General features: G+C 70.3%; 15 protein-coding genes. 4 read left to right on the top strand and 11 right to left on the bottom strand.

All coding sequences use genetic code 11. The annotated features are described in order from the left end of the window. Nucleotides 1-76: 76 nt before the first annotated feature. From VH112_10165 to VH112_10145, 5 genes are all read right to left on the bottom strand, one after another. The gene (locus tag VH112_10165) at nt 77-1,270 is read right to left on the bottom strand and encodes a hypothetical protein (GenBank protein HEX4540597.1); all 1,194 of its coding nucleotides are present in this window, start codon (nt 1,268-1,270) and stop codon (nt 77-79) included. Next, nucleotides 1,267-1,530 carry a hypothetical protein gene (locus VH112_10160; GenBank protein HEX4540596.1) on the bottom strand — a complete coding sequence of 88 codons (264 nt, stop codon included), beginning with the start codon at nt 1,528-1,530 and terminating at the stop codon, nt 1,267-1,269. Before VH112_10160 ends, VH112_10165 begins: the two co-directional genes overlap by 4 nt. After that, entirely contained in the window at nt 1,517-3,046 is a 1,530-nt protein-coding gene (locus tag VH112_10155; protein HEX4540595.1) for a DHA2 family efflux MFS transporter permease subunit, read from the bottom strand. Before VH112_10155 ends, VH112_10160 begins: the two co-directional genes overlap by 14 nt. A 57-nt stretch (nt 3,047-3,103) precedes the next feature. Next, on the bottom strand, nt 3,104-4,120 hold the full coding sequence (locus tag VH112_10150) for a tetratricopeptide repeat protein (protein HEX4540594.1): 1,017 nt from the start codon (nt 4,118-4,120) through the stop codon (nt 3,104-3,106). A gap of 156 nt (nt 4,121-4,276) precedes the next feature. Then, nucleotides 4,277-4,510, bottom strand: coding sequence for a hypothetical protein (locus VH112_10145; GenBank protein ID HEX4540593.1), 234 nt, complete (start codon nt 4,508-4,510; stop codon nt 4,277-4,279). A gap of 217 nt (nt 4,511-4,727) precedes the next feature. On the opposite strand from VH112_10145, the gene VH112_10140 reads away from it, so the two are divergent. From VH112_10140 to VH112_10125, 4 genes are all read left to right on the top strand, one after another. After that, a complete protein-coding gene (locus VH112_10140; protein ID HEX4540592.1) occupies nt 4,728-6,383 on the top strand; it encodes an ABC transporter substrate-binding protein in 1,656 nt (551 codons plus the stop codon). A gap of 88 nt (nt 6,384-6,471) precedes the next feature. Beyond that, entirely contained in the window at nt 6,472-6,765 is a 294-nt protein-coding gene (locus VH112_10135) for a hypothetical protein (protein HEX4540591.1), read from the top strand. Nucleotides 6,766-6,841: 76 nt separating this feature from the next. Continuing rightward, entirely contained in the window at nt 6,842-8,239 is a 1,398-nt protein-coding gene (locus VH112_10130; protein HEX4540590.1) for a selenium-binding protein SBP56-related protein, read from the top strand. A gap of 186 nt (nt 8,240-8,425) precedes the next feature. Beyond that, nucleotides 8,426-9,895 carry a hypothetical protein gene (locus VH112_10125; GenBank protein ID HEX4540589.1) on the top strand — a complete coding sequence of 490 codons (1,470 nt, stop codon included), beginning with the start codon at nt 8,426-8,428 and terminating at the stop codon, nt 9,893-9,895. 31 nt (nt 9,896-9,926) lie between these two features. Here the strand turns inward: VH112_10125 and VH112_10120 are convergent, their stop codons facing one another. From VH112_10120 to VH112_10095, 6 genes are all read right to left on the bottom strand, one after another. Then, nucleotides 9,927-11,084 carry an amidohydrolase family protein gene (locus VH112_10120; protein HEX4540588.1) on the bottom strand — a complete coding sequence of 386 codons (1,158 nt, stop codon included), beginning with the start codon at nt 11,082-11,084 and terminating at the stop codon, nt 9,927-9,929. Nucleotides 11,085-11,131: 47 nt separating this feature from the next. Further along, a complete protein-coding gene (locus VH112_10115) occupies nt 11,132-11,923 on the bottom strand; it encodes a cytochrome c biogenesis protein CcdA (protein ID HEX4540587.1) in 792 nt (263 codons plus the stop codon). Between the two features lie 60 nt (nt 11,924-11,983). Continuing rightward, nucleotides 11,984-12,814 carry a formate dehydrogenase accessory sulfurtransferase FdhD gene (gene fdhD / locus VH112_10110; GenBank protein ID HEX4540586.1) on the bottom strand — a complete coding sequence of 277 codons (831 nt, stop codon included), beginning with the start codon at nt 12,812-12,814 and terminating at the stop codon, nt 11,984-11,986. Further along, complete coding sequence (locus VH112_10105) at nt 12,811-13,407, bottom strand: molybdenum cofactor guanylyltransferase (GenBank protein ID HEX4540585.1); 597 nt, start codon at nt 13,405-13,407, stop codon at nt 12,811-12,813. The genes fdhD and VH112_10105 overlap by 4 nt, the downstream gene beginning before the upstream one ends. Nucleotides 13,408-13,485: 78 nt before the next feature. Continuing rightward, the gene (locus tag VH112_10100; GenBank protein ID HEX4540584.1) at nt 13,486-14,259 is read right to left on the bottom strand and encodes a DUF72 domain-containing protein; all 774 of its coding nucleotides are present in this window, start codon (nt 14,257-14,259) and stop codon (nt 13,486-13,488) included. Nucleotides 14,260-14,316: 57 nt separating this feature from the next. Beyond that, the gene (locus VH112_10095) at nt 14,317-14,514 is read right to left on the bottom strand and encodes a hypothetical protein (GenBank protein ID HEX4540583.1); all 198 of its coding nucleotides are present in this window, start codon (nt 14,512-14,514) and stop codon (nt 14,317-14,319) included. Between the last annotated feature and the right edge of the window lie 277 nt (nt 14,515-14,791).

Below are 14,791 nucleotides of genomic sequence, written 5' to 3'. Positions count from 1 at the left end.
CTTTTCGACCAAAGGTGAAACAACGGCAGTGTGCCGGGGTCTGCCAACCTGGCCGGCGTCTCACCGCTCGTGCCTGTCACAGCGTTGGCGGCACGCCTGCAGCCTCGAACCTGCCCCCGAGGCCGCGCTGACCGGCGCCGGCGGCGACCCTCCGCAGGAGGTCGGGGTCCACCTCCCCGAAGGCGCAGACGATCGCCACCAGCTCCTCCTGCTTGGCCGACGGCATCAGCGCCACCAGGTCGAGCAGGCTGTCCCACTGCTCTCCCATGAGCGCGGCGTCGCCCGCACCCTGGAGCGTGGCGCCGTCCCTGGCCGCGATGATCCCGGCGAGTGCTGCTCGAGTGCTGGCGTTCATCATCTGCACGAGAGGCAGGAGAATGCCCCACAGCCCGTGGTCGTCAGCCGCCCCCACGACCCGCTCCTGCACGGCGGGCTCGCTCAGGATCGGCAGGTTCACGACCTTGCCGCGGAAGGGCTCGGACATGGCTCCGACCACGGGCAGGATGTCCGGCCACAGGTCCAGTCGCTGGGTCGCTCGCACGTAGCCGGTGAGCACGGACTCATCCTGGGCGGCGGCGATGTTGCCGAGCTCCCGCTTGAGGTCGTAGCTCACGTGGATCAGCAGTGACAGCAGGGCCGGCAGCAGCTCGTCCGGTTCGTCCTCCACCCGCAAGATCAGCCCTTCGAGGCGCTTCGGAGGAAGCATGCGGAAGAAATGGTCCATGCGGTTCTTGGCGCCCATATAGAAGGCGACCCGCAGCAAGGACGCCTCGTCCTGCAGTGCCGCGACGACACCCTGTACAGCCTCGTCCGACACGAAATCCACGAACCGGCTCATCGTCACGAAGTCGCGGCGCCGGGCCAGCTCCAGCGCCACCTCGACCATCCAGCCCGTGGGCAGGTGGGCGATCAGGTCACGCGTGCGCCGGGGGTCGAGGTCGACGCAGACGTCGGCGGCGAAGGTCGCCGACATCCGCTTCGCGATCTCGACCCCGCGCCCGGAGGGCATCTCCGATGCGACCCTCGCCGTCAACAGGGGCCCGAGGCGCTCGGCGATCTGGAGCGCAAGGCCGACGGGCAGGCGCTTGGCCACCGCACCCATTCGCCGGAACAGCACCCGATCCTCGCGGTACAGCACCTCGTAGATCGCCACTCGCATGGCTTGCAGCTGCTCAGCGGCGACGTGATCGAGGAAGCCGAGAGCTTCCGTGTCGACGCCGAGCGCCAAGCCGAGCTTGTCCAGCTCGGAGCGAACTGCCAGCTGGCTCACGAGGTGCCGCCCTCGCCGTTCTTCGGCGCACCGGCGCCACCTTCTGCCAGCCGCAGGGTCCAGACGAGGAGCCGGCGGGGCAGCCGGGGGAGCGCGGCGCGGAAGGCCTCGTCGACGGCCCGCCGGCGCGCTGCCGCCGCCTTGTCGATGGCGTCGCTCAGCAGTCCGATCTGGTCCGCCGTCAGGGCGCGGAACCCGGACAAGCTCGCCGCCGGCCGCCCGAGCTTGGCGGCCAGCTCATCCGAGTCACTCGCCCTCATCGCCGCCTTCCATCGCCAGCGTCGCGGGCCGGGGAGTCCATGCCTCCTCCCCGACGGGCGGGCCGCTCACGGAGCAGGCGAAGCCAGGTGCCGGCGTACAGGCCCGTCGCGGTCCTCGAATGGTCACGAAGGAGATCAACCCCGCGGAGGCGCACAGCCCGGCGCAGATCAACATCGCCACCCGGAAACCGGATGAGAAGGCGGCGGCGTCGACGCTGGAGCCGGCGGTGCTGATGCCGGCCAGCGCCGGGATGACCGCCACGGCCGCCAACGAAGCAAGGCGGGCGACGTCGTTGTTGACAGCCGAGGCGACCCCCGCCCGATCGGCCGAGACCGCACCCAGCGCGGTCGTGGTCAGGGCGGGAACCGTGAGCGTCATGCCCAGGCCGAGGACGACCGCGGCGGGCAGCACGCTGGCGGCGTAGCTCGCGCCAGGCACGACGCGCGCGAACAGCGCCATCCCGACCGCAGCCACCAGCGGCCCGACGGTCATGGGGATCCTCGGCCCGATCTGGGTGGCCAACTTCCCTGAGCGGGACGACAGCGCCAGCAGGATCAACGTGAGAGGCAGGAGTGCCAGGCCGGCCCCGAGCGCGGAGTAGTGCAGCGCTTGCTGGAGCTGGAGGACACCAAGGAAGAGGACCGTACCCAACGCCGCGTAGATGGCGAATGTGGCCTCGTTGGCGCCGGCGAAGATCCGCGAGCGAAAGATCGAAAGCGGCAGGAGTGGGTCGCGGGCGCGGCTCTCGTAGACGAGGAAGGCGATGAGCAGGACGCCGCCAGCGCCGATGACGGCGAGGGTGGTCGCCGACGTCCAGCCCCGAGCCGGACCCTCGATGAGCGAATAGGTCACCCCGCCGAGGCCGAGCACGGCGAGCGCCGGGCCCTGGATGTCGAGCGGACCCTGCACTCCGCCTTTCGACGTCTCGGGGACGTGACGGCTTGCCACCCAGACGGCGAACGCGGCCAGTGGGAGGTTGATGAAGAACACGAGCCTCCAGGTCACCAAGGTCACGAGCACGCCCCCGAGGAGGGGGCCGATGGCGCCGAAGACCCCACCGAGCCCCGACCACGCCCCGATCGCGCGACCGCGGTCGGCAGGGCGGAAGCTCGCCTCGATGATGGCGAGGCTTCCCGGCGTGAGCAGTGCTCCACCGATGCCCTGGACCGCCCTGGCCACGATGAGCAACGGGGCGTTCGGAGCAATCCCGCACACCAGCGAGGCGACGGCGAACCACACCAGGCCGATCACGAACAGCCGTCGCCGGCCATAGCGGTCGCCCAGGGCCCCGCCGAGCAGCAGGAACGCCGACAGGGTGAGCGTGTAGCCCGTGACGGTCCACTGCAGGTCGGCCAGACCGACGCCGAAGTCCCGCCCGATGCTGGGCAGGGCCACGTTCACGACGGTGGCGTCCAGGAAAGCGACGCCCGAGCCCAGCACGGTCGCCAGTAGCACCCAGCGTCCGGTGGAGCTGGAGAAGGAAAGTCCGCCAGTACCCGTCGTGGTGTCGCTCACCGCCACCCCCGTGAGTCGCCGGATCGGCGCACCCCCGACTCTATGGTGCCGCGACCCTCAGACCCTCGACCACCGGTACTGCAGGCCCGCGGCGCGGGGCTGGCGCCGGGTCGCGAGCGCATGGACGGCATGCGGCTCGCCCGCGGCCGCCGCCCGCTGATACCACCCTGCCGCCTCTTCGACCTCGCCCCGGCCGGCGAGGAGCCCGGCCAGGTTCGTCATCGCCGGCGGTTGCCCGGCTCCGGCCGCCCGTCGGTACCACTCCTCGGCCTCTTCGACCTGGCCCCGGCTCGCCAGTAGGACGCCGAGATTGGTCATGGCGCCCGCGTTGTTCGCCTCGGCACCCCTGCGGTACCACTCCTCGGCCTGGCCCGTCTCGTCCCGCATCTCGAGCACCGCCCCGAGGCTGCTCATGGCATCGGCCTGTCCAGACTCGGCCGCCCGGCGGAACCACGCCTCGGCCTCCGTTGCCTGCCCTCGGCGCTGGAGCAGCGCCCCTAGGTTGCCCATGGCGTCGACCTCGCCCTTTTCGGCCGCGCGCTGAAACCAGGCCCGCGCCTCGCCGACCTCGCCCCGTCGCTGGAGGATGACGCCCAGGTTGTTCATGGCGCAGGCGTGCTCGGCCCCGGCCGCCCGGCGGTACCACCGCTCGGCCTCGGTCGTGTCGCCCCGCTGGTCCCGCCACACGCCGAGGTTGTACATGGCATTTGTCTCACCTGCGCCGGCAGCGCGCAGGTACCACTCCACGGCGTCGCCGGGGTCGCTCGCCTCCGACAGGACGGCGAGGTTGTACATGGCCCTGCCATGACCGCCTCGGGCGGCCTCCACGAACAGCTCCTCCGCCTCGGCGACCTCCCCCCGCTCCGCGAGGATCACCCCGAGATCGCTCATGGCGTCGACGTGTCCGGCCCGGGCCCGGCACCGGCATGCCTCCTCGTCGCGGCCGACGGGCAGGGTGCCCTGGCCGCGACCGTCGGGCTCACGGCGGTGAGCCGGGTGCTGCTCGGTGTACAGCCAGCGCGACCCGATCGCACGCACCGCGGCCACGCCGCCGACCAGCACCGCGAGCCGCACCAGGCGCGATCGTCGGCCCCGGCCCCGCCCCCAGCACCGAAGTTTTCCTCCAGCGCTCATGCCACCCTCCGCGGGCACCGGCATCGTCCCTGCCAGTCTCGCGCGCAACGATGCGCCCCCCCGGAGCGGCCCGGACGATTCGGCGAGTGGAGCGGCCTAGTGCAGCAGGCGGAGGTTCGGCCTGCTCGAGGAGCTGCCGTCCAGGTCGTGGTTCGCCAGCTCGATCACGGCGCTCTCGAACAGGTCGTAGGCATCGGACAGATCGCGCAGCATCGCCTGCTGCAACCCGATCGCCTGTTGTTGGGACTCGATCACCCGGCGATCCTCGGCGACACGCGCTTCGAGCCGGTTGATGCGTGCAGATAGCTCAGAGACCGTTCGGACTTCCATCGTCACCGTCCTTCCTGGCCTCGGTGGCATTCGCCGCCACCGCGCAGAGCCGCTCCGCGGCCGAGGGGAACCAACTTACCCCGAATGGGGGAGGTGAAACCGGAATCTGGTGCCAGCCCGGCCGAGAGCGGGCCGGGGCGGGGGAGCGCCGACCGGTTTACGGGTAGGGCGGGGGGGAAATATCGGTCCTTCTGGCGCGTCGACAAGGAGGTCGGCAGTGAGCAGAAGCTTGCGACTGGGGATCTCTCTCACAGCGGCTTCGGCGCTGATCTTCGCCGCGTGCGGAGGAGGAGGCACCAGATCCAGGGGGAGCCCTGTCAACTCACGCGGCGGCGCCGCGACTGTCAACATGGGCACGGCACCGGACTCCCTCGACCCGCAACTGGGCTTTACCAACCAGGCGGCCGAGGCTGATTGGCTCGCGTATACGGGCCTCCTGACCTACGCCCACGCCAACGGCCAGGCCGGCACCCAGCTCATCCCAGGGCTGGCCACCTCGCTGCCGCAGATCAGCAGCAACGGCTTGACCTACACGATGACCCTGCGCCCCGGGCTCACGTACTCCAACGGGGCCCCCGTCAAGGCCTCCGATTTCCCCTACTCGCTCGAGCGGGCCATGAAGATCAGCTGGGGCGGCAAGTCGTTCTTCACCGACTACATCGTCGGCGCCTCTGACTACGACAGCGGCAAGGCCCCGTCGATCAGCGGCATCACGACCAACGACGCCACCGGGCAGATCACCATCCAGCTGATCAAGGCCTACGGCGCCTTCGACAACATCCTCGCCTTCCCGGCAGCGGGCCTCGTGCCCACCGGTACGCCCATGAACGACCTGGGCAACAGCCCCCCACCGGGCGTGGGCTCGTACACGATCACCAATGTGGTGCCCAACCAGTCGTTCACGATGCAGCGCAACAGCCGCTTCGCCGTTCCGGGCATCCCGCAGGGCCACCTGCAGACGATCAACGTGCACGTCCAGTCCAACACGCTGACCGAGGCCCAGCAGGTCCTCAACAACCAGGCCGACAACTTCGATGCGGGCGACACCGTCCCCCCGACTCTGCTGAGCCAGATCCAGTCGAGCGCCGGCAGCCGGTTCGCCAAGGAGACGGCCGCGCTGACCTTCTACTTCTTCATGAACACCACGACCAAGCCGTTCGACAACCCGCTGGTCCGCCAGGCCGTCAACATGGCGATCGACCGGCGGGTCCTCCAGCGGCTGACGAGCGGGTTCATCGCCGCAGGGTGCTACTTCCTGCCTCCCCAGCTGCCGGGCCACCCGATGGCGCCGTGCCCCTACGGCGGCCCCAACGGAGCGCCCAACCTGACCAAGGCCAAGGCGCTCGTCCAGCAGTCAGGCCTGGCGGGGACGCCGATCACGGTGTGGGGGCAGAACCGAAGCCCCCGCCAGGAGTTCGTCACCTACTACACCAGCGTCCTCAACCAGCTCGGGTTCAACGCCACCGCGAAGATCATCCAGAGCTCGCTCTACTTCACGACCATCGGCAACGCCAGCACCAACCCCCAGACGGGGTTCGCCGACTGGTCGCAGGACTTCCCCAACCCGTCTGACTTCTACCTGCTCCTCGACGGGACCGCGATCCAGCCGGTGAAGAACCAGAACTTCAGCATGGTCAACGACCCCCAGATCCAGGCGTCGCTGGCCAAGCTCTACCCGGTGCCGGCCACCCAGCTGTCGTCGGTGGCATCGGACTGGCAGCAGCTCGACCAGTACGTGGCCAAGCAGGCGTACGAGGCCGTCTTCGGCTACGAGCAGGTGCCGAAGTTCATGTCCAACCGGATCAACTTCTCCTCGGCCGTATTCCATCCGCTCTATTACAACGACTGGTCCAGCTGGGAACTGAAGGGCTAGCCGAAGAGCACCCCGGCACCAGCCAAGACCGCGATGGCCTCCGGCTGGCCCGCGAGACGGCACCCGACCTCGCCCCTACGCTGGAGCCATGACGGCGCGAGAGGTCCAGGGCCAGCTGCTCGACGAGCTACGACACCAGCTCGTCAACCTGGAGAGCCAGCGCGACGACACGACCGTCGCCACGTCGGTCGCCGGGCTGACACCCGCCGAGCGGGTGCTCTTGCTGGCGCGGGCGTACCGGCACCTCGCCGGCTCCGGTGAGGGCCGGGCCCCCGAGGCCGTCATGGAGCTGGTGCTCGACGCCATCGGGAAGGAGACCCTGGAGCCCCGCAACGCTGCCCAGCTGGCCGAGGCCTTCGACCTCCTCTCCAGCCCGCCATAGCGCCGACGACCATTGGAATCTTGATTCCAATGGTCATAGTTTTCGTCTCGTCGCACGATCGGCCGAAGGGAGCTCCGTGTCCGTCTCCAGCACCGACCCGACCTTCTATCGCACACCCGGCGAGGCGGCAGCGGCCGCGCCCGAGCAGCTCGCCTACGTGGCCGCGTTCAGCAGGGGAGAGGGCGACCGACCCGATGCGCTGACGGTCGTCGATGTCGACAAGAGCTCGGCCGACTTCGGTCAGGTCGTCGGCTGGCTCGACATGCCCAATGCGGGCGACGAGCTGCACCACTTCGGTTGGAACGCCTGCAGCTCGGCGCTCTGCCACACCGGCCACGACGCGGCCCAGATGGAGCGCCGCTATCTCCTGGTCCCCGGCATCCGCTCGTCGCGCATCAACGTGATCGACACCAAGCCCGACCCCCGGCGACCCAACCTCGTCAAGGTCGTCGACGCCGACGAGCTGGCCAAGGCAGCTGGGTACTCCCGACCGCACACACTGCACTGTGGACCCGACGGGCTGTACCTGAGCGCCCTGGGCAGCGCCGATGGGGACGGACCCGGGGGCATCGCCATGCTCGATCACGACTCCTTCGCCGTCGTCGGCCAGTGGGAGGTCGACCGCGGGCCCCAGTGGCTGGCGTACGACTTCTGGTGGCATCTCAACCAGGGCGTGATGGTGACGAGTGAATGGGGAACGCCCGGGATGATCGAGGACGGTATCGTCCCCGAGCTGCTGCTCGGCCGCAAGTACGGCCACGCCATCCACATCTGGGACCTGCACGAGCGCCGTCACCTCCAGACCTTGGACCTGGGCGACAACTATCAGATGACCCTCGAGCTCCGTCCTGCGCACGATCCGGCGAAGGCCTTCGGCTTCGTCGGGGTCGTGGTGAACGTGGAGGATCTCTCGGCCTCGATCTGGGCCTGGCACCGGGACGGTGACCAGTGGGGAATCACCAAGGTCATCGAGATCCCCGCCGAGCCGGCTGACGCCAGCGCGCTTCCCCCCTTGCTCCAGTCCTTCGGGGCGGTGCCACCGCTCGTCACCGACATCGATCTGTCTGTCGACGACCGCCACCTGTACGTGTCGTGCTGGGGCACCGGCGAGATGCGTCAGTACGACGTGTCCGATCCGCTGTCACCGGCACTCACGGGGTCGGTGCGAATCGGGGGAATCGCCGGTCGCACGCCTCATCCGGCCTCCGACGCTCCGCTCAGCGGCGGCCCGCAGATGGTCGAGGTCAGCCGCGACGGACGGCGGGTGTACTTCACCAACTCGCTGTACGGAGCCTGGGACGATCAGTTCTATCCAGATGGGGTCGGGTCCTGGATGGCCAAGCTCGACGTCGACCCGGGCGGCGGGATCACCTTCGATCCCGACTTCTTCGTCACCGACTTCCGGGGTCTGCGCGTCCACCAGGTCCGTCTCCAGGGCGGAGACGCCTCCTCGGACTCCTACTGCTACTCCTGAGCTCGCGGGGCTCCCGCTCGCGCTCGGCCGGCCGGCACCGGCACAATAAGGTGTATGGGACCAGGTGGAGGGCCGGCCGCGGCGCGCACAGGGACCCCCGCGGACCCCGTCGAACTGCTGCAGCCGTCAGGTTGCGGCCGGGCCGTGCCTGGTAGACACTCGGTCGAGCGCACGAGGGGGTAGCCCATGTCAGTGCGCCGGGTCGACCCGAGGCTGCGACCCTTCGCCCCCGGGCTCGCCGTGGCGCTGGTTCTCGGCGGTGGTCTTGGCTCATTTGCCATCGCGAGCGGCGTCGGCCCCGAGGCGGCGGTGGCGGATCCCACGCCACCCCCGTCGACGCCTCCGACCACGTCGCCGACAACCACCACGTCGCCTCCCCCGACCACCACCACGCCGCCCCCGACCACGACCTCGCCGCCCCGGACCACGACGACAGGTGCGCCGGCGGCGACCGTCCCGGCGCCGTCCACCTCGGTTCCGAGCACGACGATCCTTCCCTCCACGAACACGACGGAACCCCAGGCCCAGACAGGACCGGCGGTCCCCACCGTGCTGGCCGTCGTCGTGAGCACGGGGGACGGCCTGCTGGTACGGAGCGGCGATGGGACCGAAAGCCCGGCCCAGGTGGGCCAGAGCCTGCAACGGGGCGACCAGTTGAGCACTACTGGATCAAGTGGCTCGTCTTCGGCCGCGCACCCGGTCACCATCCGATGGTTGCAAGGCGGCATGACGGACATCTACGACGCCACGCCCCGAATCTTCGTCCGCGGTCACCAGTCGGTTCCTCCAGTCGCGACCACGATCTCGATCGATGCCGACCCGACGCCGACGATGAGCGTGCAGCAGGGTTTCGCCCGCTTCTGGTTCCCGGCGGCCGAGAAGGGCTGGTACAGCTTCGTGGCGTCGACCGAAGCCGTCCGGGCCACCGTGACGGGCACCGACTTCACCATCGGTGAGGACCCCGCGACCAGGACGAGCACGGTCGGGGTGACCCAGGACACGGTCGAGGTGGCGCCGGTGAATCCCGCCCTGCGGGCATTCCAGCTCTCGACCGGCAGCGAGGCGACCGTCACCCCCGACCGGGTTGGTGCGATCACGCCGCTGGCAGATCAGGCGGCCACCAGCCCGAAGCATCGCTCGGCGCGATCCACCACCACGACCCTCGCCCTCTGGCTCGTCGGGCTCCTCCTGACCGTCGCCGTGGCCTCGGGCGCCGTCGGCCTGGCCAGCCTCTGGCGTGACCGGCGTGGCGACAGCCGGCGTGGTCATGACCAGCCCATCCCTGTGCTCCCGCCCCGACCGGCCTTCACACCCGACCTGTCCTTCGCTCACGCCGGAGCGCCCGGAGCCACAGGGTGGGTGACGCTCTCGTCTGACCCCGACGAGGAGATGACCGAGCCGGTGCCGGCCCTGGCGCCAGGGGCGGGCCAGCCCCAACCCGCGGCAGACTGGAAGCCGACGCACCGCGTGCCACCGGAGGGGATGAAGGCGAGAGCCATCCCTGTGGCCGACGCGGGGGACGTGACGAGCCTCGATCCCGAGCTTGCCGTGCGGGTCGTCGAGCACCGCGGTCAGTGGGCCAACGTCCTGTCCGCCGATGGTTGGTCGGGATGGGTGGATGCCCGCAAGCTCCGGCCCGAGACCGAGCAGCCCTGACGCGGGCGGTCGTCGTGTTGCCGTCCGCCCCTCAGGTGGGCAGGTGGGGGCCCATCAGGTCGGCAAAGTTGTCGCAGTAGAAGCGCTGCTTGGACACCTGGGGGAGCCCGGCGAGTGACGCTTCGAAACGCCCGAGGGGATTGCGTCCGCCTTCGACGTGTGGATAGTCGGATGAGAACAGACAGACCTCGTCACCGGCGTTCTCGATGATCCAGCCGGCGTCCTCGTGCGGGTAGGGAGTCACCCGGACCTGGCGGCGGACCAGCTCGCTGGGCTTGAGGGAAAGGCGCTGGAGCCGCTCCTCGTTCCGCATGAAGGCGGTGGCGGCGGAGTCCATCGACCGCATCCACCCCGGCACCCAGGACGCACCCTGCTCGATCACGCCGACCCGCAGCTCCGGGTACCGGTCCAGCACGCCATCGATGATCATCGTGGCGAGCGTCTGCATGGGCGGATACGGGATGGCCATGTAGTCGATCGAGCGGAAGTTGCCGTCGCCACCGTGGAAGTCGGGGACCGGCGGGAGCCCGTTCTCGAAGTAGCTCGGGTCGAGCAGCTGCCCGCCGCCACCGACGTGGAACACCACCGGCAGCCGCGCCTCCTGGGCTCGGGCCCACACCGGGTCGAGCGAGACGTGGCTCGGGCTGTGACCCGGCGGGCAGGCAGACGGGATCATGAGCGCCTTGCAGCCGAGCTCGATGGCGTCGGCCGCCGTCGCTGCGGCCAGCTCGAAGTCCACGAGGGGCACGTAGCCAACCGCCAGGAGCCGATGGTCGGCGAAGCAGAAGTCGACCATCGCCCGGTTGTGCGCTCGGGCCAGGCCGTAGGCGTACTCGACATCGCCACCGTGCTCGACCCGCACCAGCTCCTTGTTGGTGAAGGTGTTGAAGACGAGCTGGCTGGCGAAGCCCAGCAGGTCCAGGGCCCTCGACCGGTCCTCGGCGATCATCGATCCGGTGGCGCGCCAGTTCTTGCGCAGCCACACCTGCGCTTCGTCCTCGGCGCGGTAGGCCGGGTCGGCGTGCAGCTCCCGGTGGCGGTCCAGCTCCTCGCGCTCGGCGCGGTTCAGCTCGTAGGCGGGCCGCAGCCGGGCGCCGAGACCCGGATCGGCGTAGGCCGTGAACCAGTCGGGCGGCTCCATGACGTGCGAGTCGGCGTCGTGGACCACCGGCAGGGGGAGCGCGGTCATTGCCTCACACTACGGCGCCGGGCCGCCCGGAGGCGCCCCGTCCCCCCTCATCCGAGGGACACCAGTCGCCCGAGCCCCACCGCCTGGAGGGCCGTCTGGAGCTGGGTCGTGACCCAGGTGAGCCGGTCGAGGGCGAGCAGGATCCCGAAGCCGGCCAGGACCACGGCCGAGGAGAGCGTCAGGACGGCGAAGTGTCGCTTGACCCAGTCGAAGGCGCCGGCGAGGCGACCGAAGGCCAATCCGGTGACCAGGAATGGCAGGCCGAGTCCGAGGGAGTAGCAGGCCAGCAGGGTGGCACCCTCGAGCGAGCGCCCCTGCGCAGCGGCGACGGCCAGGACCGAGGCCAGGATCGGCCCGATGCACGGGGTCCACCCGAAGCCGAAGGCAGCTCCGGCCACGGGCGCAGCCAGAGGGCCGAAGCGGGACGGGCTGGGATGGAAGCGAGCTTCGCCGTACATCCACGGCGCCCGAAGCCGGCCGGGGCGGCCAGACCGGGAGCTGACCGCCAGGGAGCCGACCAGGAAGAGGGCCATCGCCAGGACAGCGGCGCCCGAGAGGCGGGTGAGCAGCACGTGGTTGCGGAACAGCACCTCGCCGACCGCCGTCGCCGACAGTCCCAGCAGGATGAACACCACCGAGAAGCCGGCGATGAAGAGGCTCGTGTCCCGGGTGATTCGGCCCAGGTGGTGGCGGGCGCCGGATCGCACCTCCGCCAGGTCGAGGCCGGTGATGACCGATAGGTAGGCGGGGACGATCGGCAGCACGCACGGGGACGCGAACGAGACGACGCCGCCGCCGAACGCAGCCAGGTAGCTCACACCTTCGACGCTCTGGGTCATGGTCGGAGGACAGATGCTAGCCCGCGACCCGCGGAGACCCGAATCCGTACAGGGCCCGTCTCAGCGGGCGAGGTCGATCCGCTCCGGGTGGCTGTAGACGTTGGCCCTGGGGCCGCGGATGAAGCCGACCATGGTCATCCCGAGATCACGGGCGGTGGTCACAGCCAGGCTCGTGGGTGCGGACACGGCGGCGAGTATGGGGATCCCGGCCAGGGCAGCCTTCTGGACGATCTCGAAGCTCACCCGGCCCGAGACCACGAGCAGCCGATCGTCCATGGGCAGCGCGTCGTCGAGCAGGCCGCGTCCGACGAGCTTGTCGACGGCGTTGTGGCGGCCCACGTCCTCGCGGACGGACAGCATGGTCCCTTCGGGGTCCGACAGCCCGGCGGCGTGAAGACCACCCGTCTGCTCGAACAACCGCTGTGAGTCGCGGAGGGCATCCGGCAGGGCGAGGATCGTCGAGACGGCCACGGAAGGGCCCGGCCTCAGTGGGTCGCACCGGCGCCGGAGCTGGTCGAGGGTGGTCGTGCCGCAGATACCGCAGCTGGCCGTCACCGAGAACCTCCGCTGGACACCGTCCAACGCCGGCGGTCGGGTGAGCTGCACGGTGACGATGTTGTAGCGCTGCTCGTCTCCTGGAGCGGCGTCGCAATAGCGCACCGACGTGACGTCGGCGCTCGACGCCACGATTCCCTCCGACCGTAGGAACCCGACGGCCAGCTCGAAGTCGTGGCCGGGTGTCCGCATCGTGACGCTCACCGCCCTGGGCTTCTCCCCGGGTCCGCCGACGCGGATCTCCATGGGCTCCTCGGCGGCCAACCGGTCGGGGAGCTCGACGTGGCGACCAGCCCGGACGGCCAGCACATTGGTCGACGCAACCAGCCGGCTCATCGCGGCAGCAGCCCGAGCCGGGCCAGATCGGCCGGTGTGTCGACGTCCGCGAAGTCAGTGCCGTCAGCGACACCGCTCCATTCCGACGGCTCCAGCCAGTGCACGTCATGGTGCTCCAAGAGTGGCCCCAGCGACCGACGTCCGGCGCCCACCATCACGGCGCCGTGACCGAGCGCCGAGGCGCTGAACCGGGCGCACAGCGGCTGAGGGCGACCGTCGACGACGGGCACGACGCTGCCCGAGCCGGGGTGGCTGGCGATGAGGCGGAGGAGCGGCTCGGACACCCGCGGCAGGTCGCAGGCCACGATGACGACGGGACCTCGATGGCCACCCTCCGTCAAGGCGCTCCACCCCGCCACCAGGGCCGTGAGTGGTCCCGCTCCGGGCCGGTCCTCGGGCGCCAGGGGCAGCCCGCTCCGGCCGGGCCCCACCTCGAGCACAGGCGCGGCCACCTCCGACAGAGACGCGCCCACGCGCGCCGCCAGGGACCGCCCTCCAACGAGAAGCGTGGCCTTGTCCCGTCCCCCCATTCGCCGGCTGGATCCCCCCGTCAGAAGGAGGCCGGCGACACCTCGGACAGGTCGACCCGTCATGGCCCCATTATCCCCACCGTCCTGACCGCACCTCCCAACGTCGCGTCGAGCGTCCCGGCGTCAGCCACCACGGACGGTCTAGCTGACGCGGACCTCGCTCGTCTTCGGGACACGGGTCGGCTGCAGCCCCGCCGGCCCCGCCATCCTCGCGAGCACGGTCGCGTCGCGCACCGCGCAGCACCGCTCGTCGTTGTTGAAGAAGGCGAAGACGTCGGCGTCGGGCGCCCAAGTGTCCGCCAGCCGGCGGGCCCACGCCGACAGGGCGGCGCGCCCGTAGCACGGCCGGGGGCTGGCGCGCCCCTCGTGCAACCTGAGGTAGCCCCAATCGGCGGTGCGCCACAGCGGGGTCCGCAGCCGGGGGCCGTCGGCCAGGCAGAGTGCGGCCCCGTGCCTGGCGAGCAGCTCGGCGGTCTCGTCAGTGAACCAGGACTCGTGGCGCAGCTCCACGGCCACGCGGACGGCGGATGGAAAGCAGGCGAGCGTCGCAGCGAGCGCCCCTGCATCGGCACGCAGCGTCGGGGGCAGCTGGAGCAGGACGGGCCCCAGCTTGGAGCCCAACTGGCGCGCCCTCGAGAGGAACAGCTGCACCGGTTCGGCCGGTTCCCGAAGGCGGCGTACGTGAGTGAGATAGCGGCTCATCTTCACCGCCACTACAAAGTCGTCAGGGGTCCGGCGCGCCCACTCGGCGAAGGTCCGGGCCTCGGGGAGGCGATAGAAGGCGTTGTTCACCTCGACGGTCTGGAACCGGGCGGCGTAGTGCTCGAGCCAGCGGGCCTGGGGCAGTCCGTCCGGGTAGAAGTTCTCCCGCCACGACCGGTACTGCCATCCCGAGGTCCCGATCAGCAGAGCCATTCGCACTTCGCGGCCGCCGCCCTGAACCCCCTCGGCCGGGCTTCCGTCGGCGCCGCCCTAGGCGAAGCTTCGGCCGGCCATGGCCGCGAGGGTGTGCTCGCGGCACAGTTCCGAGAACCCGACCGTCTGGCGTCCGCACTTCGACACGTCACAGGTGGGCTTACCGAGGAAGGTCGTGTTCACCCGACGGAACAGGTAGCGGATCATTCTGTGGCGCTCCTTCGGCTGGCGGATGCGGCCGAACATCATCGGCACGCGGTGACCGCAGGCCTCGGGTCACTACCCGACGAGCGGTCGCAGGAAACTATTCGGCGCCGGGACCCTGGATCCTCCGGCCCCCGACCGGTCGGAGCCGGGCCGACACTGGGCGGCCACACCCGGCGCCTGCCGACGACACGAGGCGGCAGGGGTAGGGTCAGATCTCCGCAGCACCAATCCGTCGAGCGTGCTGGAGGTTGGTCGTGACCAACTGGAACTTCGCCGACGCCTACGAGGCCGTGGCGTCGAGGCTGCCCGATGCTCCCTGTCAGGT

It is taken from the genome of Acidimicrobiales bacterium, assembly GCA_036270875.1.
Classification (GTDB): Bacteria; Actinomycetota; Acidimicrobiia; order Acidimicrobiales; family AC-9; genus AC-9.
This window is presented reverse-complemented; position numbering and strand designations above follow the sequence as displayed.